The sequence below is a fragment of the Psychrobacter sp. R86515 genome, from assembly GCF_042466315.1.
Taxonomy (GTDB): Bacteria; Pseudomonadota; Gammaproteobacteria; order Pseudomonadales; family Moraxellaceae; genus Psychrobacter.
In genome coordinates, this window is sequence record NZ_JAXHCC010000001.1 from 2,408,832 (window position 1) to 2,435,371 (window position 26,540).

Genomic DNA, 26,540 nt, shown 5'->3' on the forward strand with positions numbered 1-26,540 from the left:
AATTTTTTGTGTGAGTAACGATAAACAGTTATGACATTTAAACAGGTGCGTATACGCATATCCGTCTGACCATTACTAACTTTCAAATATCAATCCGAACGAGAGCGTATTATGACCCTTACAAAAACAGCTAAAGCTTTCAGCTTGCTTGCTATTGTCACTGCCATACAAGTTTCATCATTGACCTCTGCCTACGCCCATGACCTTAGTGAACATACCATGCCTGCCAAAGAATGGCAGATCATAGGCCAGCCTAGTGTCGCTGCTGATTTCATCAAATTAGAAGACGGTACTGTTTATTTAACGGATAGTCACCATCAGTTGCTCTCTTTTAATTTGTCAGACTTTTCAGCCGATGCTCAAACCTATATTCTGGAAAAAAACGCTCATATTCAAGCGATCAATCAGCTAGCAGTGATTGAAAATCTGGTAAGTAGTAATCAATTAACGGCTATCCAAAATCCAAGCGATACTACTGTTATTGCCAATGATAATGGGACTGCACTAAACAAAGCTGATGCGGAAAGTTCTGTTATAACGGATAACAGTGACACGCGCTCTTTTTTATTCTTCTACCTCCTGGGCGGCTTGATCTTAGCGAGTGGTTTGGTTTTCTTCTATGTTTTGAATATACGCCACAAAAAAAACCGAACCTCAAAAGTAGCTTATTCAGTTTTTGGTGTATTGGGTTCAGCTGCGTTACTTGTGGCTTGTAGCAGCACTGAGACGGCCCAAAATATCAGTGCAAAGACTAAAGAGGCGATCGCTCATTTGCCAGTACCAGCCAATGATATTGACTTTATGACGTCAGTATTTGGCTCATTTGATAACGTCAGTACCCATCATGATGATAAATATCTGTATGTCGAATCAAATGGTATACCAAGCCACGAAATGATGACAGGTATCACCAGTTGGCAGCAGCAAGTACCTATCGACCAAGATTATACCAATGAGAACAGTTGGGTCATTCCCTTACAGCCTGAGCTTGCCGATGAGCCGTTAATGGCCAAAGATAATTTTATGAAAGGGGCCATCGCTATCGCAGCTAATGGCATTCCTATATTCAACCCATTAAACAATCGCGGTGAGGACGCCAAAGCATTCGGAGAATTAGATAATTGGGGCGGGCATTCTGGACGTGCTGATGACTACCACTATCATCTTGCACCAACCCACCTACAGACACAAGTTGGTGAAGGTAAGCCCATTGCTTATGCGCTAGACGGCTTTCCTGTCTATGGTGAAACTGATGATGAGCTAGATGAATATTTAGGCAAATTCAATGAAGACGGTAGCTATGAATACCATGCTACTTCAGAGTTTCCGTATTTAATTGCAGGCTTGCGCGGTAAGGTCACTGTGAACCCAGATACGAAAGCGCCAGAAAATGAAATTGCACCGCAAGCACATACTCATGGCGTTCGCCCCGCGCTGACGCCTTTGCGCGGAGCCGAGATCACAGATTACAAGATTATAAGCCCGACTCAATATAGTCTAACGTATACCCATGACGGTCAAGAGCATAAGCTGAATTACGGTTGGGGCGCTACTGAAGCGACTAAAGATACTTATACTTTTGAGTTTATTGATCCAGAGGGTACGACCGTACAGACTTATAAACGCACTGATGATACACAGAAAAAATAATGTGCATCTAACGATAATGATCAGTTATAGAGACAAATAAGCTGAGTTTTAGACCATCTTATATAATGCTAAGGAATCCTAATGAAACCTATTTTAATACCTGCTTTGCTAACCACGACAATATCTGCTATATTGCTAGCGGCGTGTAGCCAAACTCAAATAGACTCAGTAGCTACCGATGCCAATGAGCAAACAACAGCATCAATAAGTAGTGCAGATGCCAGCAGCTATACTGGTACCGCTAGCTTAACTCAAGGTCTTGCCCAGACCGATGTGACAAATGCCTATGAATGTGACCGTGGTCGTCAAACCAACATCGGTAGTATCCAGTCAACTGACGGTAAAACATGGACAGTACCAGCAGCGACCAATTTTCTCAATACAGACTTCCCAGTGGCACCCGACTTAAACAATCCTTGTACGGGCAACGACTATCGCACCGCCAGTGAAGCTTTAGCTCAACTCGATGGCTCAGACATCATTGAAATAGATGCAGATGGTGAGGTGTATACCGCTTATATCTTTGCAGATAATTACTTTGAGATGTACGTAAATGGCGTAGCCGTCGGCCGTGACAATGTACCATTTACTCAGTTCAATTCAAACATAGTGCGTTTCAAAGCAAAAGCACCGTTTACTGTTGCTATGCATCTGGTAGATTGGGAAGAAAACTTAGGTATTGGTTCAGAAAGCAATAACGGCTCAGAATTTCATGCAGGAGATGGTGGTCTAGTCGCTGTGATCAAAGATAAAGATAACAACATCATCGCCAAGACTGATAAAAACTGGAAAGCACAAACTTTTTATACCGCGCCGATTAGAGACTTGTCCTGTGTTAGTGAGTCGGGTAGCGAGCGCCTATCTAGCAATTGTGTTACCACCAGCAATGTGCAAGATAGTTCGGCAGATTATGGCCTGCATTGGGAATTGCCTACCAATTGGCAACAAGTAGACTTTGATGACTCTAGTTGGCCGAATGCCACCACTTATAGTAACCAAACCATTGGGGTAGACAATAAATCAGCTTATACCAATTTCATAGATATTTTTGATAATGAAAAAGCAGATGCTGAATTCATTTGGTCAACCAATGTAGTACTCGATAATGAAGTTATCGTACGCTACACAGTCAATGGATTATAAAACTTTATTTAGATTGTTCAGCCTTTATGAAAGCTACTAAGCAATAAAGTTGCAGCTATTAAACGCCTATATTGATAACATTATCTAGTACAACTGAACTTCATGTCTGAGCACTTTATACTTATAGCTAATAGTGCTCAGGCATTCTTTGCTTTGATTAAAGCGAAGTCGACATATATGACTATTATCGTCAAATACTCTCATCCATCTTTGCTTATTCATATCAAAAACAGGCTTATTACTTAGCAGTAGTAAGCCTGTTTTTGATGTAATGATTCTCGCAGATGCGCTACAAGCAGTTTCAACTTTTGATCCGGTTGCCGTGCCTTGGGGTAAACCGCATACATGCCCATTTTCTTTCGTGTAAAGCGTTGCAAAATCTGAGTGAGCGTATTTTGCTGCATTTCTTCATAAACAAGTGCTTGTGGTAAAAAGGCGATACCTAGGTCGCTGAGAGTCGCTTGTTTAATTGCATTAAGATGATTGCTATGAAACCGACCCTGTACAGGAAGCAGTTGCTCCGTGCCATCTATATATAGCGGCCATATACCATTCGCCGTATGATCAAACTTATAGACCAAACACTCATGACTCCGTAATTGTTCAGGGGTTTGAGGTGTACCGTGTCGCTCTAAATAGTCTGGTGTTGCACATATGACCCACTGGCTATCTATAAGACGTCTTGCAATGAGTGATGAGTCTTCAAGCTCTGCTGTCCTTATCGCCAGATCAAATCCTTCTTCTATCAAATCAACCAATCGATTGGTAATCTGTAAATCTACTGATATTTCTGGGTGTTGTTTACAGAATTCGGCAATGGATTCGCTCAATATTAGATTTGCAGAGACCGCTGGCATGGTTATACGTATGTTGCCTTTCATGTCCTCACCATAGCCTGTAACGGCATTTTCAGCTTCCTGAAAGGCAAATTTAGCGATTTTAGCTTTGTTATAAAGCGTCCTTCCTGCATCGGTTAAGCTTAACTTTCTGGTTGTCCTATAAAGCAGCTGTGCATTTAAGCTTTCTTCTAATCTTGCAATGCGTTTACTTACCACTGAATTCGTTAATGACAGCTTTTCAGCGACCCGAGAAAATGAACCTTCATCAACCACTTGGACGAATAAAACCATATCGTCAGCTTTGCTCATACTTGTTCCCCAATTGGTGTAATACGTTTTGGATTATAGCAAAAAAAGAAAATAACATTGTCCTTTGATGCAATATATCAATGTATTGACAAGGCGTAGAATATTTTAGGGAATTTTGAGCATTTGTTTATTTAACCATTCTATTATCATGTCACTGACAGAGATTGTTTTCGGCTTCGTCTGACAGATAGCATGAAGTTATAAAAACAAATGCTTAGATGAAGTGGTTCAAGGAAGATTACACGATAACAAAAGGATTATGATTTTGAATCAAACAATATATGGACTGTTGGCATTACTGCCAATCGTTCTCTGTGGTATTTTTTTGATAGGATTGCAATGGTCAGCCAAAAGAACCATGCCAATCGTGCTGGCGGTTACTGCCGCGCTTGCCCTCTTTGTATGGGATATGACGCTTAATCGCGTGTCTTCATCGATCATTCAAGGAATGGTCATTACGGTTTCAGTATTGTGGATCGTATTTGGGGCTATTTTTTTACTGAATACGTTGAAGCATACTGGCGCTATCGCCGTTATCCGTGCTGGGTTTACCAATGTATCGCCAGATAGGCGGGTGCAAGCCATTATTATTGCATGGTGCTTTGGTTGCTTTCTTGAGGGAGCGGCTGGTTTTGGTACAGCGGCCGCTATTGCCGCGCCTTTACTCGTCGCGATAGGATTTCCAGCGCTGGGTGCTGTGTTGATGGGAATGATGATACAAAGTACGCCTGTATCGTTTGGGGCAGTCGGTACGCCTATCGTTATTGGAGTAAACAAGGGATTAGATACAGTAGCCATTAGCACCCAATTGGCACAACAAGGACTAGAGTGGGGCGACTTTTTACAACTGATTACCAGCCAAGTGGCCATTATGCACGGTGTTATTGGTACATTTATGCCACTTTTTATGGTGATGATGCTCACGCGCTTTTTTGGTAAAAATAAAAGCTGGAGAGAAGGCTTCGAAATTTGGCCATTTGCTATTTTTGCGGGTTTAGCATTCACAGTCCCTTATACCCTAACAGGTATTTTTTTAGGGCCAGAGTTTCCATCCTTGGTCGGCGGTTTGGTCAGTATCACTATCGTTGTTAATGCGGCAAAACGTGGATTTTTAGTACCAAAAACCACATGGAATTTTGAACCGAAAAAAAGCTGGCCAAGTGAATGGCTTGGTAAGCTAGTAGTCAGCAAAGAAGACATCACTCCTGTGTTGAGTGATAAAAAGATGTCCACGGTCATGGCATGGTTTCCTTATCTATTAGTTGCCCTTTTATTGGTGTGTTCTAGAGTATTAACAGGCTTTCAGTCTTTGCTGAACAGCGCGACAGTAGACCTAACCTCGATTTTAAGTGAGGCAGATATCAGTGCCAGCTTTAGTCCTTTATACTTACCAGGCGGCTTGTTATTAATCAGCGCCTTGGTTGCCGCCGCTTTTCAAACCAAAAGACCTGCCAGTGCACTAAATAGTGCCTTTAAAGAATCAGGCAAAACTGTACTAGGGGCCGGATTTGTCCTTATTTTTACGATTCCAATGGTTAGAATTTTTATTAATTCAGGCGTAAACTTATCAGATGTGGCGAGTATGCCTGTCGCCAGTGCAGAGTTGTTTGCGGGTACTTTTGGCAGTGTTTTCCCCTTAATCAGTGCAACCATTGGTGCGTTAGGTGCCTTTATCGCGGGCTCTAATACCGTATCCAACATGATGTTCAGTCAATTCCAATACGAAGCCGCCATGAGCTTACATATTTCACCTTCTCTAATCATTGCGGCTCAAGCAGTTGGCGCCGCTGCCGGTAATATGATTGCGGTACATAATGTCGTGGCTGCATCGGCAACGGTGGGCCTACTCGATATGGAGGGCGCCACACTTAGACGTACTATTTTACCTACCATCTATTATGTGTTGTTCTGCGGGATTATCGTTATGGCTGCCATTTATATTTTTGGTTTTCAAGGGCCTTTAGCGTCATGAGTGACACACAATCACCAAATAAAGAGCGTCATATGCCGTCATTAAATAGAGCTTCATCAAACCTTTTCTCATCAAATATAGCGCATCAAGACCAAGACACACTTCATCCTGAGCAAGTATTAGACAAGCTAACCCATTTACTGGGAGCCGGCAATGTACAGGCCGATCCAGAAAAAAACGAACACTATAGAATGGGGTGGCGTTCTGGCGGCGGCAATGCTTTGGCTGTTTTGTTTCCGCAAACATTGCTGGAGATTTGGCGTAGTCTAGAAATATGTGTGGAAGGCGACTGCATCATTATCATGCAAGCAGCAAAAACAGGCCTGACGGAAGGCTCAACCCCGAGCGGTAATGACTACGATAGACCTGTGGTTGTGATCAATACCCTTGCAATGAACCAGTTGTATTTGGTGAATGACAATGAGCAAGTGATTAGCTTGCCTGGGGCGACATTACACCAGTTGCAAAGTCAGCTTAAAGCCGTAAATAGAGCGCCTCACTCGGTCATCGGTTCATCGACTTTGGGTGCATCTATCATTGGCGGTGTCTCTAATAATTCTGGTGGGGCTCTGGTTAAAAGAGGTCCTGCTTATACCGAGCTGGCATTGTTTGCCCAAATAGACAAGCACGGTCAGCTAGTGCTGGTTAATCACCTAGATGTAGAGTTAGGAGATACCCCAGAAGAAATACTTACTAATCTGCAAACAGGTAATTTTGATAAAAGAGCATTACCTGACACCGGTAAGATGGCATCTGACAAAGAATATATCGCCAGAGTAAAAGATGTTGATGCAAGTACGCCAAGTCGTTTTAATGCGGATAGGAGAAGACTTTATGAAGTCAGTGGCTGCGCTGGCAAGCTTGCCGTGTTTGCAGTACGTCTTGATACCTATCCAACGGCTGTAAAAGAGAAAACATTTTATATAGGTACCAACAGTGTGAGTGAGCTTGCACAGCTCAGAAGGCAAATATTATCAAGCTTCGATAATATCCCTGAAGTGGGTGAGTACATGCATCGTGATATATTCGATGTATCTGCTAAGTATGGTAAGGACACGTTCCTGAGTATTAAGCATCTTGGTACCAATGCCTTACCTAGACTATTTTCTATCAAAGGTGCTATGGACGCAAAGTTCCATAAATGGTCATGGATGCCAAAGCATTTCACTGACAAAGTCATGCAGTTCATCGCCAATATATTTCCAAAGCATTTACCGAAGCGAATGCTAGAGTACCGCGACCAATATGAGCATCATCTCATCTTAAAAATGAGTGATGATGGCATAGCAGAAGCACAGGATTTTCTAAAGGTGTTTTTTGACGCTTCAAATACGGGTAACTATTTTGAATGTAGTCAAGAAGAATCAGAAAGTGCCTTTTTACATCGCTTTGCCGCTGCAGGTGCTGCATTACGTTATGAAGTCATACATGAAAAAGACGTCGGCGATATATTGGCATTGGATATTGCTATACCACGTAACGAATTAGAATGGCTGGAAACCCTACCTGAAGACATTGAACAGCATTTGGAGAAGAAACTCTATTATGGACACTTCTTTTGTTATGTATTTCATCAAGACTATATTGTGAAAAAGGGTAGTGATGCACATCTTGTTAAAAAAATGATGTTAGAGCTACTGAGCGCACGCGGAGCCAAATATCCTGCTGAGCATAATGTCGGACACCTATACGAAGCGGAACCTGATTTGCAGAACTTTTATCAAAGTCTAGACCCAACCAATACCTTTAATCCGGGTATTGGTAAAATGTCGAAAACCAAACGCAATTGCTCGTGTTGTTTATAACTGAACTCTATAACAGATATTTAAAACTGGCATTGGCCTGATTATTTATCAGTAGCTAAGTAGCTAAGTAGCTGAATAGTTCAGTATTTGTTTATTATAAATGCTCAATACATCCTCAGAAGCACTGCCGATTGGTAGTGCTTTTTTATTATTTCTCGGTAAATGTATCAGCAGCCTCGAGTTCAGAAGCACATTTATTCAAAATGATTTTGTTATCTATTGTTAAATACCAGTCGATGCTATGTATAATGCAGCACTAGCATAGCTTTCACTCAGTATGGCTTTCACTCATATGCCTTTAATAAGAAGATTACATTATGTCAAACAAGCGTCCTTTATATATTCCTGTTGCTGGACCCGCTCTTTTAGAGACACCTTTATTGAATAAAGGTAGTGCTTTTTCATCAGAAGAACGTAGTAGCTTTAATTTAACGGGGCTATTACCTCATAATATTGAAACGATTGAGGAGCAATCATTACGTGCTTATCATCAACTTAGCTCATTCACTGATGCTATGGATAAGCATATTTACTTGCGTAATATACAAGATACCAATGAAACCTTATTTCATCATCTAATTGAGCAGCATATCGAAGAAGTCATGCCGCTCATTTATACCCCAACCGTTGGTCAGGCGTGTGAAAAATTCTCGCAAATTTATCGTCGTAAACGTGGTTTGTTTATCTCATATCCTGAGCGTCACAAAATCGACGATATGCTACAAAATGCCACCAAACAAAACGTCAAAGTGATCGTTGTTACTGACGGTGAACGTATATTGGGCCTAGGGGATCAGGGTATTGGCGGTATGGGCATTCCAATCGGTAAGTTGTCTTTATACACGGCTTGTGGTGGTATTAGCCCAGCCTACTGTCTACCTATTTTGCTGGATGTCGGCACCAATAACCAACAGTTGCTTGACGATCCTATGTATATGGGTTGGAGAAATCCGCGCATCTCTGGCGATGAATATAATGAATTTGTGGACTTATTTATTCAAGCCGTTAAGCGCCGTTGGCCAGAAGTGTTATTGCAATTTGAAGATTTTGCTCAGGAAAACGCGACCCCGTTATTGAATAAATATCGTGATCAGCTATGCTGCTTTAATGATGATATTCAAGGGACTGCTGCGGTATCGGTTGGTACTCTGATTGCAGCGTGTCTAAATAAAGGTCAAAAACTTAGCCAACAGAATATCGCATTTTTAGGCGCAGGATCTGCTGGTTGTGGTATTGCTGAGCATATTATTCGCCAAATGCAGCGTGAAGGATTGACTGAAGAGCAAGCTCGTAGTCAAGTATTCATGGTTGATCGTTATGGCTTGCTAACAGATGGCATGACAGAGCTGCAAAAATTCCAAGAACCATTAGTACAAAAAGAATCAGCTATTGCAAGCTGGGATAAAAGCAAGAAACTCGGCTTAGCGCAGGTGGTTAAACAAGCAAAAATCACCGTATTATTTGGTGTTAGCGGACAAAAAGGTCTGTTCACCCAAGAAGTGATCGAGTCGCTATGTGCTAATACTGAGCACCCGATTGTACTACCACTTTCAAATCCAACGTCTCGTGTGGAAGCAACGCCGCAAGAAGTCATGAATTGGAGTAAAGGTAAGGCAATTGTTGCGACGGGTAGTCCGTTTCCTCATACCACTTATAACGGTCAGTCTTTTGAGGTTTCTCAGTGTAATAACAGCTATATTTTCCCTGGTATTGGTCTGGGTGTTTTAGCAGCACGTGCGACAGGTATCAGCGATAATATGCTAACGGCAGCAAGCCAAGCCCTTGCAGATATATCAATGGAATACGAAAAAGCACCTGGTGCCATCTTACCGCCGATCAAAGTTATCAGAGAGATCAGTGAAAAAATAGCGTATGCAGTGGCATTACAAGCGGCTCAAGATAAGCTAGCACTACCTATCACATCGGAGAACTTACAACGCCGATTAAAAGCGAACTTCTGGTTACCTGAATATCGTAACTATCGCCGTACTTCTTTCTAAGTTAGAAATTAGATATAAAAATTCCTAATATTAGCTACATTATCTAAGTAAAGTACTAAATGAAAAAAGGTTGCTAACGCTATATTACATATAGTGTTGGCAACCTTTTTTGTTTCTATCAAAGTTCATTAGTTTATCAAGTTTACTTCTACCATTCCTTCAGTATAGCTAAGCTTAAGTATTCAAGCATGCATCTGCTTAAAGAAAAAGGTGTTAATTAACCGTTGAAGTTAGAGGCTTACAAGGGTTTAAATGATTACTGATTATATCTTAAATGGTATGCTTACTCAGAGTAAGCTATGAGCTTAACGGTTTTTTATACCAAGCTATATTTTGTGGAATTGTTGAAAGTCCATTTCGTATATACGTCTACGGTTAGTTCTCTGTAATGGCGAACGGTACAATAAAAATGCTGCATTAAACAGTAATATGGCATTTCTGTTCGATGCAGCGCTGTGTTACGTGTCTCTGTACCACTCGTGTTTTAGCTTAGAAACTGATTGATATGCTCACCAATTTCATCAGGTTTCTCATCAATTAACCAATGAGCGACATCTTTAATCCAGATAAGCTCTGCGTTTGGAATCGCTTCTGCCAGCTTTGGTGCATATTCCGGTTTTTGGAAAGGGTCTTTGTCGCCCCACATAATGAACGTCTGATGTGGAAGGTTGCTAAGTTCGTCAGTAATGGCCTGAGTATACTCTTTATTCAACCGTCTGAGATTGCGAAAGAAGGCATGCTTGCCATCTTCAGTTGACCAAGGCTCAAGATACATCTCAATAAGCTCATCAGTCATGACACTCTTATCATATACCCCTTTTGGTAGGAAGCCTCGCATCATGCTTAAAAAGTCCTCTAGACTCATCTCTGACTCAGCACCAGGTTCCTGTAGCGGCTCAAAATCTGAGATAGGCCATGAATCGAAGCAGATGCTATCTATCAAAATAAGCTTTCGAACTTTCTCTGGATAATTGACAGCTATCAACTGAGCAACGCCTCCACCAATATCATGTCCAACAATATCTGCTTGCCGCGCACCTAGGACATCCATGAGTTTTACAATCATGTGGCTTTGCGCATTAATGGACACATCTGCGCTTTTTGGTTTTGCAGATTTCCCATAGTTGAGAAGGTCGGGAGCGATGACCCGATGTGTTTTTGCAAGTTGTGGAATAATATTTCGCCACATGAGGCTATTGGTTGGAATCCCATGCAGCAGGATTATTGGACTGCCCGAGCCCTGTTCCAAAAATGCAATCTTATGCCCATCAATGTAGGTATTGTTTTCTGTTATTTGAGTGCTCATAGCATCCCCCTAAAGATGAATATTAATAATCGTGAAATCGTTCTACGGAAACGGGAGACAGTTTTTGTCGGCTAAGACAAGCCAATAACTGACCCAACGTTACAATAGTAATGTGAAGGAATTCTTCAGTAAGTATGCGGTCTTATTGATCAACGGCAACACGGCTATCAAAAATAGCACCAACTGTGTACGGAGCTTTATTTATAAGAAGCTTAGACTCATCCCGCTACTTCCTCTTCTCACTTATTCAAAAGCCTAATGAAATGGCTTTATTGAAATAATGCGACTGTACCAAAGACTGTTGTACTGAAAGTCGTACTGAGTTTAGATAAACCAATCTGATGAAAGTGTTATTAATCATACATTAATAACAAAAGCATTATGGCTTCAGCCGTTATAGGTTTGTAGCTCAACCGTTATTAATCGTTAACTACCGTGTTTTAGAGGTAATAAAAAACCCCACAGCGTATAGGCTATGGGGTTTTTTATTACTTCTAATATTATTTAATGGTGCGCCCACCAAGACTCGAACTCGGATCGATCGCTTAGGAGGCAACTGCTCTATCCTGTTGAGCTATAGGCGCATTATGGAGTGACATTGTAGAAAAAAGCAGTCATAAAAGCAATCAACAAAAGATAAATAAAGACAATTTATCCTTACTCACCATTGCTAAGCGCGTCAGTGACATCTACAGCATGATCACCTGATGCATTTTTTGCCTGTGAGGTTGGTTTAAATAAGTCATTTACACTATTCTTATAACCACTGATATTTTGATAGTCATATTTTTTTAGTATATCTTGACCTGTGCTCGATAGTAAAAAATTACGAAAGCTAACAGCAGTTGTATCGTCTGTCAGGATGACACCCTCAAGCGCTTGTTCATCTTTTAGAGCATAGTTAAAGGGATTTAGAGTGTGTATCTCTTTATCTTTATTATGCGTAGTACTATTATTACTATTTTTATCAGAAGCGTCATTTATACTAGCACTATCAATGCTTTTTTGACTTTGATCATTTCTATCTTGTGCCTTTTGCAATTCTGACTGTAGGAGTGATACCCGTTCTGTAGATAGGCTATCGTCATTGGTAATAATCATATCTGTATCGAAGACAAAGTCAGAGAGTTTGTCTTTGGTAGAACCACTACTTGGTACTGTGAGAAGGTCGTTAGAGGGGACATAGATCGCTAGCACTTGTACGTGCGGATAACGAGATTCAAAGCTTACAATGATATCGTCCAAAGGTATCTGTAACTTCTCCTCTGCTCGAATGTATAAAACACTGTCAGCAATCTCTCTTGATTCATCACCTTTCGTACTAGGGTCTGCTTCACTTTCACTTGCCATGATTGGTAATGGGTCTGTGTTTTTTCGATTACTGGTCCACAACCAAATGAAGACCGCGATAAAGATTGTGAGCAGTAGCAAGATTAGCCCAGCCAGCAGTAGTTTGTAGTCTTTCATATATTACTGCTCTTTTATTATTAGTTGATTCATAGCAAAGTTTATATACAGGGTGGTATCTAGTTTTTAAAGCTTTTGTTCTAGTACTTCATCGGTTAATTCAGCCAACATGTCTGCAAAGATATCCGTGTCTGCAGAAGGGGTAGGTACTTGTTCTTCATTAACTTCACCACTTTCATCAGTATGATTATTGGTTTGGCGATTTATTAGAGAATCAGGTTGGTCGTTTAATACCTTGGCAGCAGATGTAGTAGTTTGATGCGCTGCTAATGGCGATTCACCGGTTAATAATCTGTCTTTTAACCATCTAAACCCATGTGCCTCCCACCATGCTTCAAAACGCGGCAACGTGCTACCACGTACCGCTACAGGGAGATCTAGCGTTCTCAATTTCTGCGCAAGTACAGGGTCGCTGATAGCTTGATGAATGCTCAAATAAAGTGAGCTGCTATCATCGGTATAGGGTCGTCTGTTTTGCCATGATCTGTCATCGATTTTCATACGTGGCAGTTGCCATAACTCACCGCGATAATACACGACGTACAAGCGTTGTTTTGGATGGACAAAAATAGCATCAATGGGACGCAATGGCATAATATTAAGTAATCCCGTCAATAGAAAGTATTATTTAGATACAGGTTGTAAAGGGCAATTTAAAAACTGCAATGAGATTATTTCATTGTAAATATGAATGATAGTATAAAACGACACTAAATGTCGCAAGCTTATTATAATATCGGCATTTACACTAGTAAACGATAACCATCAATGGCACACTGATAGCAAATTTGGCATGTATGTCAACGTTATCAATGGATATGCAGAGTTTGCTACTATAATTATTTTTGTTTACGGCCCTCATGCTAGCAGAAATGCATCATAGTAACGACCATCAAACATGGATTGATGAGTATCGATTTTTGTTTTGTCTAGATATTTTATGGTGTTTTTGACAGTGGATACAGACATCTCATCTACAAGTGAAGCCTTTTTTATTAATCCTAATATCTCACCTTTATTGCAATCAGATTATTGTCTATGTTCACTATTATTCAGTCGCACCGTACCGAAAACCTCGTTGATCAATTGCTTGTACAATACCAGTCCAAGGATCAGCCTGTTTTTGAGCCTTTTATTGTCATTGTACCTTCAATGGTATTGGGTGATTGGTTGGATAAAACTATTGCTAGCCGTGCTGGTATTAGTACCTTGGTGCGTACTAAATTTTGGGGCCAGTATCAATGGACGCTGATGCAAGATGTACTGACCCGCCATAATGCATACTTACTGGCGCAAAGCCCTGAAGCGACAACTCTAAACGTGCCGGAAGTGGCGGTATTGTCACCAACGGTAATGCAGTGGCGATTGTTTGGTTATTTGACTTATTATCAGGAGTCGATTGTTGCAGATGAAAAGCATCCAGTTCATCCATTGTTAGCGTCTTTGATTGATGACCCACAAGCAATTGCTCAACAAGACAGCTTACAACAGGATAAGGCGCAACAAGATGCCCGTATTTGGCAGCTGGCAAGCGATTTGGCAAGGGTGTTTAACCGCTATTTGACTCACCGTGAGGATTGGTTGGCATTATGGTCGCAAAACAAGCTGTTGAGCGTAAGTGAGTTGATCGCAGATAAAGACGCTTTATCCCTGCGCTTTGATAAGTATGCGCGCGGCACGCCTGAGTGGTTGGTCGACCATTATGTTGAGTTAGAAATTGCCCAACGATTCTTGTGGTTGCATTTGTTTGCCGATGTCCATCTACACCGTGTAGCACTAGAGCGTGCGTTCTGGTCAGCTTTAAAAGGTAACGAGGCGAATGAGCGTGATCAGTTACCCAAAGTATTGCGTATATTTACCATCCAGCAACTGCCACAGACCGAGCTTGATTTTCTACAGCGCTTGTCACAATACATGAATATCACGCTATTGCATTACAATCCATCAAAGCTGTTTTGGGCGGATATCGTTGATAAATCATGGTTACAGCGTCAGCAGATTATCAACCCTGAGAGTGTCTTTTTACGTGATTATGGTCACAGTTTGCTATCGCGTTTAGGCAAGCAGTCGCGCGATGCGTTTGCGATGCTTGCCAATTTATCAGGTAATGAGCAATACGACGATGCGCTGGTAGAGTGGCAAGATAACTTTGATAATGGTGTAGATGATGCACTCGTTCATTATGATTATGAAAGCATAGATGCTGCTGATGACGCTGTCAGTACTCAAGATGCCCAAGGTAACCTGAGCTTATTAAAACGTTTGCAAAATGATGTATTGATGCTTGATGAGCAATCTACCCAGCAAGCAACAGCCGCTACAGTCTCACAAGCGGTAAGTAAGCAGATAGAGTCAAGCTTTGATGACGCTAAGCTAGCAACGGCTTGGTATGAAGATGAAGCGTTAGAGAATAAGCGTTTTGAGAAAGACCGTTTTTGGGCAATCTCTTCCCAAGATAATAGCCTAGGCATTCATTCGTGTCATAGTTTGCAGCGTCAGCTTGAAGTATTGCGTATTATGATTGGTCGTTGGCTAAATGAACCTATCAAACTAGGTGAAAAGAAACGCCATATCTCTGACATTGTGGTACTGCTACCTGATGTTGAACGTCATCATGCATTGATTGGCTCTATCTTCGTCAATGGTAAAGGTCAAGACGGTTTGACCTTGCCTGCTAAAGTGACTGGTGTTGTTGACGCCGATATTCGCCAGTTATGGGAAGCGATTATCGGTTTTTACAAACTATTGGGTAGCCATAGTGCCCGTTTTGAAGCAGCTGAAGTCTTAGACTGGCTCATGTTACCGCCTTTATTTGAAAGCTTTGGACTGACTCATGAGCAAATGAGCCGTGGCTGTGATTTATTGGTAGAGGCGGGCTTTATTCGCGGCTTTGACGAGCTTCATCTTAAGCAAACTTTAGACAGCAATGATTACGACTATCGCTTTAGCTTTGCACAGGCATTAGACAGATTAACTTTAGGTCTGGTCATGCCAGAGGCTGAATTGAGCGACTGCTTATATGATCTAAATGACGATGAATGGCCAAGCACTGCGTTACCAGAAATGACCTTGCCGTTACCACAAGTGAGCCTGAATGATGCGCTGATTGTTGAAGCGCTTTGCCGCATTTATACTGGTTTGGTTGCACGACGTGATGATCATATACAAAAAATGAAAGCGGAAGATTGGCTCGACCAGATTGAGACACAAGTTATCCATCGCTACTTTGGCGATGTGGATCAAACACGTACCATGCGCGCCATTTACAATGCGATGAATGGTTTTAAATCAAGTCTACGAGCCAATCGTCATTATAGGCAGTACGCTAGTGGTTATATCGATAACAGAGAAGTAGAGCAGAGGCTGGCAGGTGTAGAGCAGTTGCCGCTCAAGCTAAGCTTTATGCTAGACAGTATCGAAAACGAGCTTGAAAGTCAGCAGGTCAGTGCCGAGCCAACTGGGGTGATTACTTTTGGTCGATTTGGTGCACTAAGAAACGTGCCGTTTGAGTTGGTGGTGATGCTCAATATGGATCTCTCTGAGTTCCCAGGGCGTGACCGTGATAACCGCTATGATTTGATGAAAGCGACCAATGCACGCCGCGGTGACAGAGTTAGTGAAGATGATGACAATGGTGCATTTTTAGATGCGCTACTGTGCGCGCGCAGTGCTTGCTGGATGTTCTACAATGGTCAAAGCTTGACGGACACTCATGAGCATTTGCCAGCCAACCCAGTGAGCGAGCTATTGCAGTTTTTGCAAGGCGAGGTGCAATGGCAGGTGAACTCGCTTGAGACATTACCCGAGAATATTGATCCCACCACGGAAAGCCTCAAGCGTTATTTGCCTAAATTGATTAAACAGTGGTTGGTGACTGAGCATCCTGCACTACCTTTTCATGAGAGTCTGTTTGAGACAGAAATCGAAGGCACTGATGTTTTTGAGCAAGTGTCTCCTGATATTGATGACAATGCTAATGCCAACGTTAATGCTAATGCTAACGCTCAGGATTCTAGCCCTGTCGATATGATTGATGAGTTGGATACTTTATTAAATACAGCCATGCGCAAAACCAAACTGGCTCAGAAAAAGCAGTTTCCGCCTGCACCGCTTTGGCAAGCGGTGTTCGACACATTAAAAGGTCGAGTATCTAGTGAGCATAAAGAGTTGGTGGGCTTACCCACGAAGGCGGAGTATGAGTCAATCGCTCAGGTGCTTGGCCAAGGCTTGGGTCAGCTAGGTCAAGTAGACAATCAAACCTTGTCTGCATTGGTCGAACTATTGGCGCTAGATACGGTTGTCGATACTAGCAATGTCAATAGCATGACAGAAGCGCTCATCCAAGTGTTATCCGATAGTATATTTAACATCGGAGAGATAGATATTGAAGGGGTGTTGGCTTACCAAGTGCGACATCCTGCCAAAGCGTTCTTACGGTCTCAAAAAGTGCATGTGGTACAAGGTGAAGAAGCACTGTCGCAGCAAGAGCCGCTATTTCTAAACAGTTTAACTACCTATCAAATCAAAGATCATTTGATTAAACAGTTGGTTACTGATGAGGCTAAAAAGAATGATAGTAATGCAGCGGCTGAAACCATCATTCCAATCCTGATGTATCAAAAAATCATGCCCGCTGGTGTCGCTCGCCAAACCACGCTACCCAATCAACAAAAGAAACTGCAACAGCAATGTCTAGAGTTCAAAGAGCAGTTAATTGCTAATGGCTTTGATGAGAGCAGTATTCTCAACGAGAGTAAGGCAGATAGCAGCAGTGTATTACAGCTACTGTCGCCAACTGCCGAGCATCCGGTTCAGATAGAGCTAAAAAATATACTGAGTAGCATGGATAATGAGTCAAGCAATCAGACAAATATAGAGGGTATAGAAACACTGCTCAAGCTGTTGCCAAAATCCATTAAGATCAAAGGCTCAGTACCTATATTAGCACCCATATCAGTTATTCAGGCAGGCGTGCCTTATGCTCAGCAATCGCCTAAACAATGGTTAAATATACTGCCCAATTCTGCTAGCCCTAGGCATTTACTTAAGTTTTGGTTGTCACATTTGTATTGGCAAGTGGCCAGACGTACCACTGCCGAGCAAGTGGTATTAAATGATGGCGTGAGTATTTGGCGCTTTAATAAGCCCAGCTCGCAAGTTAGTAACTATAAAGATGTAATCGCATTTAAACTAAGCCCGATCGTGTATGAAGACGCAGTAATTGAGCTGATAAAATGGGCTATTTTTGGTAAGTTAACGGGTCAAGTGCCTATTACGTTATTACCAGAATATGCACTTAATTACCTTGATAAGTATCTAACAGCTGAAGAAGGTGACAGCAACCGCTACTGGCCAAAACGGGCCGACTTCTCCGACTGGTTAAGACCTAACTATAACTCAGACACGGTATACGATACTTGCTCGCAGCATGCTATTTGGCAGTACGTGCTACGTGACCAAGATGCATTCAAAGCGCTATCGGCAGCTCTGACTACATTAGCCCAGCCATTATACGCGCCGATGTTTAATGCGTTAACTAACTTAGATGGTTAGCCCATTATCTAGAACAGCCTCTAATTAGTTTTTGCTATCTTGTTCTAATAAATAATAATTAAAAGTATCCGCCCATATGACAGACTTTACTTCTCCAACTAATATCATTGACTTGTCTACACAACCGAATTTATTTGATGAATATTCAGATGAGCTGACTTTATCTGCTGTGCCTGAACGTAAAAATGATGTCATACCGGCAGTTGACGTCGATCTAACGGGCAAGCACCTAATCGAAGCTTCAGCGGGCACGGGCAAAACTTGGACGCTGACTGGTATTGTGCTGCGCCTACTGATTGAAGCAAGACGTGCGCCAGAGCAAATCATCGCCACGACTTTTACTCGAGCCGCCGCTGCCGAAATGCGTCAGCGTATCCACGATCGTTTGGTAGATTTTTATCAGCTATTACAATGGGTCAATAGCCTAAGTGCTGATACTAGCAACAAAGAGAGTCTCTATCCCAATATACTACAGGTCATGCCTGAGGGTAATAAAGATACAAAAGCAGGCAATAATTCAGACGTAGACGCAAACGTTGAGACAGGTATTGACGATTTAAATCAAGACCTTGCTGCTGATAAGCAAGTGGCGGCTGAGCAACGTAAACAAGCAAAAAAAGACCGCGAAGATTGGTTGGTTAATCAGGCCAAATATGTGCGCTTAGATGGCATTATGCAAGATCCTATCAACTTGCATCTCGTCGGTTATTTGCTGGATCACGTGTACAGTTACCCAATGGCGGAAGCTATCAGGCGTACAGCATTGGTACTAACTACCTTAGATAAGCTATTCGTAGGTACGCTCGATAGCTTGGCGCAAAAATGGCTGACGGAGTACAGTAGCGAAACGGGTCACCAGCAGGGCATGGGGATTATTGAAGACAGCAGTATTGAACAGGTGACTGACAGCATTATTCATGATGAGCTGCGTCAGTTTCAAAGCCGTTTGTATTATGAGCAGCCTAAACTTTACGCGCTAATGGATCAGCAAGGTAAGCTGACTGCAGTTGGCGATCATAAGAAATACGTAACTCGCTCGCTTAATTTTATCTCTGCGCCGATTGATGAGATAAGGCATGAGAAAAGCTTTGATTTTGATGCATACGAAAAGCTAATCAATGAGTTTTCTCAGTTAGATTTAGCAGATATTCAGCCTTATTTAAATCCTGATTATAGAAAGTCTCAAGGATTCCGTGGTGGTTCTAATTTAACCAAACAGTTTGATGCCATTATCGAGGTGCATCAAAAGATATCGGAATATCAGCTGACATTTAATAGCTATTTAAATGAAAGCGAAAACAAGATTTTGACATCATTGCAGGATTCTAGATATCCAGATGAAGATGGCAAAATCAAGAACTTTAATAAGAATAAAGAAAAAGAGCATCAGACACTTTTTGAGCTAGAGACCATTAGCAAGTTAATGGCTCTCTTAGACATGCTTGATAGTTTAAATCAGCATATATTGTTGGTATTGGCCGATCTTAACCGCCATATTGTGCTGGCTGTGCGTAATAGGCTGCCAGTTATTTTAGAAGAGCGTGGCGAGACGACTTTTAGTTTACAAATGGTACGCTTAAATCAAGCGCTAACTGGTCGCCAAGGAGATAAGCTGGCGCGTTATATTCGTTATCACTATCCTGTGGCATTGATTGACGAGTCGCAAGATATCAATGGCGAGCAAGCCATTATGATTGAAAGTATTTATTTGCCAAAGAATAAGCGTAAACAGTCGGACAGTGATAAGCAGTCAACCACTAAGAAAACCAATCATGAGTTTCTGCTATTGGTTGGTGATCCCAAACAGGCTATTTATGGGTTTCGCGGTGGCGATGTGGCCAACTATAACTATATGAAAGCCCAGTTTGATAAAAGCGCCCTTTGGACGCTTGATATCAACCGCCGTTCTAATGCCGGTGTGATTAACGCATTGAACTGTTGGTTTGGTATGGCGAGTGCAACAACTACTGAGAACAAACTGTCGCAATTGGGTACTGGTATTCATTACCAACATATCAAAGCAGCAAAACCGGAATATGAGCTGTCTTGGTTTAATGCGTCAGATAGTCTGGATGATGTGCTGGTGACAGAGGTGCTTTCTGCTCAGCCAGTGAGCTTATTGCACCTGCCTTATGACAAGGACAAAGAGTTTGATTATGATGAACATGAGATAACAGCTCGCCATATAGCCACTTTGCTTAATAGTGGTCAGACACTTAAAGGTAAGCCGATTCAGCCCAGTGATATTGGGGTGCTGGCACGTGCCAAAAAAGATCTGAAAAGGGTCGAAGATGAGCTGGTAAAACTTAATGTGCCGACCTTGACTACCAGTGATGTCAGCATCTTTGAGACTATTATGGCAGAAGATGTGGCGGCGCTACTAAGTGCCATGCTATACCCGTATCGTCATGACATGATTAATCGGGTGTTGACCAGTCACCTATATGGACTGAGTATCAAAAACATCAAAGCCATGATGACGGACCATGAGTCAGGCATTACCGAGGGTAGCAGTACGCCAAGCGCCCGTTCAAATAATTCTAATTCGAAAGACTTCTCAACTAATGAAGCTACTGATATTAAAAAGAGCTATCAAGACTTTATTACTTATCTAAAAGAAGGTGCACAGCGTTGGCAGCACTTTGGCATATTTTCGGCGCTACATTATCTATTAGATAAAAGCCCTGTACAGCCGCAAGGCGTATGGCAAGCCCTAGCTGCTCATCCAGAAGGTGACCGTCATATCATGGACTTGCGTCATGTGATGGATATCTTGGCGCAGTATGGTCTAGGCATGGGTGAGCATGAGCTACTGGCGTGGTTCAGGCAGCATATAGATGCAGCGCCTAATAGTGATTGGGCTAAGCAATATCCGCTACCGACAGAGTCTGGCGTGCAACTGATGACCATTCATAAGTCAAAAGGGCTCGAGTTCCCTATTGTCTATGTATTGGGAATGGGTGACGCCAGTAGGAAGTCTGGCAATAAGGAGGACTATGGGCTGTACCTATATAACGTGCAACAAGCACCTTCAGCGCTAGTGCGGCAGTCGATAGAAGTACAGCAGTCGACAAATAATCAATCGGGTAATCAGCGCCGCTTCTCACCATTGCAAGGCTCTGCCACGGTTGAGAGTTATTACACCGATATCGAGACACAAGAAGGTTTTGATGAGATAAGACGGCTTGGCTATGTGGCATTTACTCGAGCCAGTGAGCAGCTTTATGTTGTGCTACGAGATCCGAGTAACAAGACAGGATTTGAGCTAAAACCAGTGTTCTATTGGTTTGAATCGCCAGAAGCAAAATTTGAGCTACCAGATAGGCTCAAAGGCATCGTAGGCATGCTCAGAGGGCATAAGGTTAATGAGTTTTATGGCAATAACTACGCAAGCAATGATGTTAATTCAGCTGGTATAAATGACAATGTTCAGATGGCTGCTACCAAGTCAAATGCTCATAAGCCTACAACAGAGGCTATTGAGTACGCGCCCTTTGCTGAGGTGATGAAAACCAATTATTTTTATGGCTGGGCCAAGACCAGTTTTACCGCCTTAGCGCGTCAGCTAGATGAATCTACACAAGCAATGGCGATAGTGGATGAGCGTATTGATGATGCGATAGATATTGATATGACAGAGTCTTCTGTTTCAGACCTTTCTTCACTGAATAGCAAAGAGTCTCTCGAACAAGACAGTGAACTAAGCCTCAAGGTAGAAGATGATATCCGCTTTACCTTTGTAAAAGGTGCCAATGCCGGTACGTTTTTGCACGAGATATTTGAACAAATCGATTTCACTAATAAAGCCCAGTGGCCTCAGGTTATTGATAGAGCGATTAGTAGCTATCAGTTGCCGCTGATATATAGCAGTGCTGAACAGCAGAGCCGCAGATCCCAAGGTAAAAAACAAAGAGATAGCGATGGGTTTGATCTTGAGTCAATAGATACAACGAAGCACGAGGCGTTAGTTAGTTGGATTGAAGAAGTGTTGCATGCGCCACTATTGGCTTCCAATCAACCCTTGATTGCTCTTGATAAAGGTAAGCGATTTGCCGAGTTGGAGTTCAACATGGGGTTGTCAGAGAATTTCAAAGCACAGGATATTAGTAAGCTTTTCCAACAGTATTTACCTGACGAGACAGATAAACACGTCACTCTAGTGCCACAAAACAAAGCACATCTGTATCGTTATTTGCGTGGTGAGATTGACTTGGTGTATGAGCATGCTGGCAAGTATTATGTGGTCGATTATAAGAGTAACTTTCTAGGAAATAGCCTAAGCGATTACAACGAAGATACCCTCAAGAAAGCAATGTCTAAAGCGGGGTACTGGCTACAAGCAGCAATCTATCAGGTAGCATTGCATCGGTTCCTTGCTATGAGAATCAGTGATTATACGGGTAATGAAGATAAGTACTTAGGCGCTGTAGAGTACGTGTTTTTACGCGGTGTGTATGACCCGAATGCTCAAGCAGCTACTATGCCTACATCGCAAGATGTGGTTCAGTCTAACCACGACAGCTTGAGCGATAAAAGTTGTTATGGACTGGTTACTTGGGATATTCCTATCGATTTTATTAAAGGTCTAGATGCATTGTTTGGCCTGCCGGATTAATAAACCTTATATAGCAATTAAATAGATAAAAATTGTTATAGCAGTTAATCAGATTAATAAGAGATAAATATACGATGAGTAATAATAACAATAAAAGTAAGTCAGCCATCAGCTTACAAGAGAGTTGGGCCAGTAACATTAGCGATTATATTTTGCTGCGTCGTCAACAAACACATGTAGCATATGACGCGACAGACGCAAAGACGAATGATGAGAGCAAAAGAATCAATAAGTCGGAAAACAATGACTTATTTACTGCTCTATTCGTTATTTTAGCGGCTCATTTGGAAGAGGGTCATACTGTATTAACCATTAATGCAGCCGATCATGAAGCTCCCATGCAAGGTCAGATTAACGGGGAAGTGGTCACATTATATACATGGCAGCAGAACTTACTAGAGATACTGGCAACACCAATTTTTGCGCTGATTGATACTCAGATAAAAACGCAATTAGACACGCAACTAGACGATGACACTACAACGGAGACATCGCTATTTGTATTACTAGATACTTTGTTTGGTCAGCGAGATTACCTATGGGCGCAGCTAGCATTGAGTAATCATGAAAAAGAGACGTTGATCAAACGTTTTGATGCGATAACTACGTTATATCATCGCTTGAAAAATAGCGACTTAAATACTTTCGTTCATTCAATCCATGAGCATGCTTTATTCGCTAATGTTAATGCGAACACTAATTGTAACAACAATCAAAATAGCCTAAGCAAAGATAATCAACCAATTATTTATAACATCGCTAAGAATAAAGAGACCCGAGGTTCAAAAATCACATTTTGGCTACACCGCACATGGCAAGCAGAATTTAACTTAGCACAGCATATCAATCATATTTTGAATCAGCAGATAGTGCCTTTAGACATTACCATGCCTGAGAACTTAAATGACCAACAGATAGCCGCTATCAATGTGGCGAACAATAATGCATTTAGTATTATTACTGGTGGCCCAGGGACAGGTAAAACCTACACTGTTGCTCAATTGGTTATCGCGTTACAACAGGCGACAGAGAGTAGGGGAGATGATTCTGAACATATTAGGTTTAGCACAGACAGTGCTAGTCTAGCATTAGCAGCACCAACGGGTAAGGCGGCCCAGCGTATGCAGGAGTCTCTGCAGGCGGCTTTAGATGACGCAAATGTAGAGCTGCAGTTGCAAGAGGCAAAAACCATCCATCGTCTACTAGGCATCGGTCGAACGGGTAGACCGCGCTACGATACCAACAACCCACTCGGTGAAGATATTATCATCGTCGATGAAGCATCTATGCTCGGAGTTGAGTTGGCCAATTATCTTGTAAGCGCTGTAAAGCCAGGTGCAAGGCTGATATTATTAGGCGATGCTAATCAGTTAGCAGCCGTCGATGCAGGAGCAGTATTGGCTGATCTCTGTCGCATTCCGCTATTGCAACCTATACATGCAAAGCTAACAGAGAGCCGCCGATTTAGCGCCGAGTCAGGTATCGGTAAACTGGCCACTCAAATCAATAAAGCAGAGACAGATCTTCAAGCTATTTGGCAATTATTAAGGCAAGACGCTGCTTTGATTTTCCAATATGTTAATACGTTACAAGCAGAGTCCCTATCAAATAACAAGATAGAAAATAGCCTAAGCAAAGAAAAAATTGTTTCAGAAATCTCCGATAATTACCAGTCATACGTAAATAAAGTTAGAAATTTACTGGAAAATCCGATTGAAAAATCCGTGCCAGAATCAGTTAAAAATACTACCACTTCGTTAATGGAGGTATTTAATAAATTTAGAATCCTCACTGCTGGCCATAATGGTGAATGGGGTGACCACTATATCAATAACTACCTCACTCAATGGCATCTTGCTGAGTTAAAGTTACCATTGGGTCAAAATACATGGTTCCATGGACGTCCTGTTATGGTGCTACAAAACAACTATGAGCTTGGGCTATTTAATGGGGATATCGGTTTCTGCTTACAAACATCAGATGAAAGGAGCCAATTAGAAGTATTCTTTGAAAATAAGACACAAGGGATAGCTGTTAATTTGCTAAATGAAGAGGTGATAGCCACAGCGTATGCAATGACTATTCATAAGTCACAAGGATCTGAATTTGATCATGTTGCTATTACTTTCGATAATAGTCATGCAAGATTGCTGAGCAAAGAGCTTATCTATACGGCAGTGACTCGTGCTAAGAAGCAGGTAACGATATATAGTACCAAGCACGCTTTAGAAAAAGCAGTTCAAACACCGACTGAACGCCATACTGGTTTGGCATTACAGTTTTAACGATTCATTCAAGTTGTTGTCGGCACAATAAATCAGCACAATAAAAAAGCATCCAATTTGGATGCTTTTTTAGGACTTAACTATTTTAATCAATTAAGTCTAGAATTAAACTTTGTCTTCTTTGATTGCATAGATACCTGGTAGGTGACGCAAGTAACCATGGAAATCCATACCACAACCGTAAACATAGCGATCTGCAACATCAATACCCACAAAATCTACGTCAAAATCTGCAACTTTGCGATCATGTTGCTTGTTAAGCAAGACACAAGACTCAAGTGATAGAGGCTTTTCTTTACTTAATTCTTCAACAACTGCTTTTAGGGTAATACCTTCGTCAAAGATGTCGTCAATTAACAATACGTGCTCACCTTCGATACTAACATCAGGCTTGAATTTCCAATCAAGCTCATTAGTACCTTCGTTATCACGATAACGAGTCGCATGGATATAATGCATGCGATGGTAGAACGTAAGGTGTGTCAGTAGTTGACCAGCTGGGATCAATCCGCCGTTCATCACGACCATAACAATTGGGTTTAGACCAGCATAGTGTAGATTGAGCTGAGCGGCCAAACGCTCATAAGCAGCAGCTACTTCGATACTGCTAATAAGGCACTCTGAGTTGCGTAAGGTTTTTTCAATTTCTTGGTTACTGATTTGGGTCATCGGGTGCGCCTTTGGTAAAAAGTGCCGCTTATTTTAGCAAATTTTAGTGAATTTGCCCAACGTCATATGACTTTTGGGACAAAATTAATCCAAATTTTGGGATTATTCTGGCTTTTCTATAATAAATGGACGGTAATAATTGGCCAATCTATTCAATGAGTCATTTGGTAGGTCAGGTAATAGCTTATTAAGTGCCATACTCATGCCTTTATCAATTGCCGATTTGGCAACTGGAACTGACTTACGTTTGATCATGCCTAGCTTTAATGTCTCGGCATAACGACTGATAAAATGGGTCAACGTCTCTTCATTCATGGTTTCAAGTGCTGTTTTAAATTTGGCTCTATCTACATGTTCAGGCGTGATAGCAGCAAAACCTTCAGTGATGGTATTGGCATCTTTTTCTGACAGTTTAAAGCCGACACGTTTAACACCTTCATTATCAATAAAGGTTGCATGATCCCTTAGAAAATGAAAACTTGGTAATACGTCTTTGTTGTTTTCTTTACCTAGTAAGATATTGAGCAAAGTATCTGTCGCGCGTTCAATCGTTCCAACAATTTTACGCATAGAGGCTTGGCGCTCAGGGTTCGGAATAATCTCTACCAAACCCACCAATAAATTATCAGTAAGATCACGCGCTGTCTGATGCGTAAGAGCATCGCGATAAGGGTAGTACTCTACATTCTCATTTGAAGCAACGACTTGTTCGGCCTCACTGATTAAAGCTTTTAGTTTATCTGAGGGTACGAATCCAAAATAATGTGCCATTGCACTTCCTTTATTTGTTGTTTTTTATGTCTTACTTACGTTACATTTATCACCAAATCGGTTATTATTCAAACAAAGTTTTAGTCTCAGGCTCATCAAACCAAATGCTGATTAGTGACATGCCCTAGTTATAAGATAAATGACTTTGTTGATTGG

The 26,540-nt window shown here is 41.7% G+C and carries 14 protein-coding genes and 1 tRNA gene; 8 read left to right on the plus strand and 7 right to left on the minus strand.

The genetic code is table 11. The features are described from left to right. The first annotated feature begins 111 nt into the window (after nucleotides 1–111). On the plus strand, nucleotides 112–1,650 hold the full coding sequence (locus SJY28_RS10090) for a YHYH protein (RefSeq protein ID WP_379544347.1): 1,539 nt from the start codon (nucleotides 112–114) through the stop codon (nucleotides 1,648–1,650). 81 nt (nucleotides 1,651–1,731) lie between these two features. Then, nucleotides 1,732–2,793 carry a hypothetical protein gene (locus SJY28_RS10095; RefSeq protein WP_379544348.1) on the plus strand — a complete coding sequence of 354 codons (1,062 nt, stop codon included), beginning with the start codon at nucleotides 1,732–1,734 and terminating at the stop codon, nucleotides 2,791–2,793. Between the two features lie 242 nt (nucleotides 2,794–3,035). Here SJY28_RS10095 and SJY28_RS10100 read toward each other — a convergent pair whose 3' ends face one another. Then, nucleotides 3,036–3,941 carry a LysR family transcriptional regulator gene (locus tag SJY28_RS10100; RefSeq protein WP_379544349.1) on the minus strand — a complete coding sequence of 302 codons (906 nt, stop codon included), beginning with the start codon at nucleotides 3,939–3,941 and terminating at the stop codon, nucleotides 3,036–3,038. A 265-nt stretch (nucleotides 3,942–4,206) separates the two neighbouring features. On the opposite strand from SJY28_RS10100, the gene SJY28_RS10105 reads away from it, so the two are divergent. The 3 genes from SJY28_RS10105 to SJY28_RS10115 all read left to right on the plus strand — a co-directional run bounded on the left by SJY28_RS10105 (nucleotide 4,207) and on the right by SJY28_RS10115 (nucleotide 9,718). Then, nucleotides 4,207–5,913 carry an L-lactate permease gene (locus tag SJY28_RS10105; RefSeq protein WP_379544350.1) on the plus strand — a complete coding sequence of 569 codons (1,707 nt, stop codon included), beginning with the start codon at nucleotides 4,207–4,209 and terminating at the stop codon, nucleotides 5,911–5,913. Next, on the plus strand, nucleotides 5,910–7,718 hold the full coding sequence (gene dld / locus SJY28_RS10110) for a D-lactate dehydrogenase (RefSeq protein WP_379544351.1): 1,809 nt from the start codon (nucleotides 5,910–5,912) through the stop codon (nucleotides 7,716–7,718). Before SJY28_RS10105 ends, dld begins: the two co-directional genes overlap by 4 nt. A 317-nt stretch (nucleotides 7,719–8,035) precedes the next feature. Then, nucleotides 8,036–9,718: an NAD-dependent malic enzyme gene (locus SJY28_RS10115; RefSeq protein WP_101205849.1), complete on the plus strand. Its 1,683-nt coding sequence runs from the start codon at nucleotides 8,036–8,038 to the stop codon at nucleotides 9,716–9,718. A 484-nt stretch (nucleotides 9,719–10,202) separates the two neighbouring features. On the opposite strand, the gene SJY28_RS10120 is transcribed toward SJY28_RS10115, so the two are convergent. The 4 genes from SJY28_RS10120 to SJY28_RS10135 all read right to left on the minus strand — a co-directional run bounded on the left by SJY28_RS10120 (nucleotide 10,203) and on the right by SJY28_RS10135 (nucleotide 13,085). Next, entirely contained in the window at nucleotides 10,203–11,024 is an 822-nt protein-coding gene (locus SJY28_RS10120) for an alpha/beta fold hydrolase (protein ID WP_379544352.1), read from the minus strand. A 508-nt stretch (nucleotides 11,025–11,532) separates the two neighbouring features. After that, a tRNA-Arg gene (locus SJY28_RS10125) sits at nucleotides 11,533–11,608 on the minus strand. A 73-nt stretch (nucleotides 11,609–11,681) separates the two neighbouring features. Continuing rightward, entirely contained in the window at nucleotides 11,682–12,491 is an 810-nt protein-coding gene (locus tag SJY28_RS10130; RefSeq protein WP_379544353.1) for a hypothetical protein, read from the minus strand. 66 nt (nucleotides 12,492–12,557) lie between these two features. After that, entirely contained in the window at nucleotides 12,558–13,085 is a 528-nt protein-coding gene (locus SJY28_RS10135; protein ID WP_379544354.1) for a hypothetical protein, read from the minus strand. Between the two features lie 444 nt (nucleotides 13,086–13,529). Here SJY28_RS10135 and SJY28_RS10140 point away from each other — a divergent pair, with 444 nt between their 5' ends. The 3 genes from SJY28_RS10140 (at nucleotide 13,530) to recD (ending at nucleotide 24,944) form a co-directional block, all read left to right on the plus strand. Beyond that, a complete protein-coding gene (locus tag SJY28_RS10140; protein ID WP_379544355.1) occupies nucleotides 13,530–18,044 on the plus strand; it encodes an exodeoxyribonuclease V subunit gamma in 4,515 nt (1,504 codons plus the stop codon). Between the two features lie 76 nt (nucleotides 18,045–18,120). Continuing rightward, the gene (locus SJY28_RS10145) at nucleotides 18,121–22,659 is read left to right on the plus strand and encodes a UvrD-helicase domain-containing protein (RefSeq protein WP_379544356.1); all 4,539 of its coding nucleotides are present in this window, start codon (nucleotides 18,121–18,123) and stop codon (nucleotides 22,657–22,659) included. 74 nt (nucleotides 22,660–22,733) lie between these two features. After that, nucleotides 22,734–24,944, plus strand: coding sequence for an exodeoxyribonuclease V subunit alpha (recD, locus tag SJY28_RS10150; protein ID WP_379544357.1), 2,211 nt, complete (start codon nucleotides 22,734–22,736; stop codon nucleotides 24,942–24,944). 105 nt (nucleotides 24,945–25,049) lie between these two features. On the opposite strand, the gene SJY28_RS10155 is transcribed toward recD, so the two are convergent. Beyond that, nucleotides 25,050–25,613, minus strand: coding sequence for a hypoxanthine-guanine phosphoribosyltransferase (locus tag SJY28_RS10155; protein WP_057760160.1), 564 nt, complete (start codon nucleotides 25,611–25,613; stop codon nucleotides 25,050–25,052). A gap of 102 nt (nucleotides 25,614–25,715) precedes the next feature. Beyond that, nucleotides 25,716–26,384 (minus strand): hypothetical protein, encoded by a 669-nt coding sequence (locus tag SJY28_RS10160; protein ID WP_201579714.1) that lies wholly within the window; start codon nucleotides 26,382–26,384, stop codon nucleotides 25,716–25,718. Nucleotides 26,385–26,540: the final 156 nt, after the last annotated feature.

What these genes read in the sequence shown, in the direction of transcription:
- SJY28_RS10090 (WP_379544347.1), top strand. Translation starts at nt 112, where the DNA reads ATGACCCTTACAAAAACAGCTAAAGCTTTCAGCTTGCTTGCTATTGTC.
- SJY28_RS10095 (WP_379544348.1), top strand. Translation starts at nt 1,732, where the DNA reads ATGAAACCTATTTTAATACCTGCTTTGCTAACCACGACAATATCTGCT.
- SJY28_RS10100 (WP_379544349.1), bottom strand. Translation starts at nt 3,941, where the DNA reads ATGAGCAAAGCTGACGATATGGTTTTATTCGTCCAAGTGGTTGATGAA.
- dld (WP_379544351.1), top strand. Translation starts at nt 5,910, where the DNA reads ATGAGTGACACACAATCACCAAATAAAGAGCGTCATATGCCGTCATTA.
- SJY28_RS10115 (WP_101205849.1), top strand. Translation starts at nt 8,036, where the DNA reads ATGTCAAACAAGCGTCCTTTATATATTCCTGTTGCTGGACCCGCTCTT.
- SJY28_RS10120 (WP_379544352.1), bottom strand. Translation starts at nt 11,024, where the DNA reads ATGAGCACTCAAATAACAGAAAACAATACCTACATTGATGGGCATAAG.
- SJY28_RS10130 (WP_379544353.1), bottom strand. Translation starts at nt 12,491, where the DNA reads ATGAAAGACTACAAACTACTGCTGGCTGGGCTAATCTTGCTACTGCTC.
- SJY28_RS10135 (WP_379544354.1), bottom strand. Translation starts at nt 13,085, where the DNA reads ATGCCATTGCGTCCCATTGATGCTATTTTTGTCCATCCAAAACAACGC.
- SJY28_RS10140 (WP_379544355.1), top strand. Translation starts at nt 13,530, where the DNA reads ATGTTCACTATTATTCAGTCGCACCGTACCGAAAACCTCGTTGATCAA.
- SJY28_RS10145 (WP_379544356.1), top strand. Translation starts at nt 18,121, where the DNA reads ATGACAGACTTTACTTCTCCAACTAATATCATTGACTTGTCTACACAA.
- recD (WP_379544357.1), top strand. Translation starts at nt 22,734, where the DNA reads ATGAGTAATAATAACAATAAAAGTAAGTCAGCCATCAGCTTACAAGAG.
- SJY28_RS10155 (WP_057760160.1), bottom strand. Translation starts at nt 25,613, where the DNA reads ATGACCCAAATCAGTAACCAAGAAATTGAAAAAACCTTACGCAACTCA.
- SJY28_RS10160 (WP_201579714.1), bottom strand. Translation starts at nt 26,384, where the DNA reads ATGGCACATTATTTTGGATTCGTACCCTCAGATAAACTAAAAGCTTTA.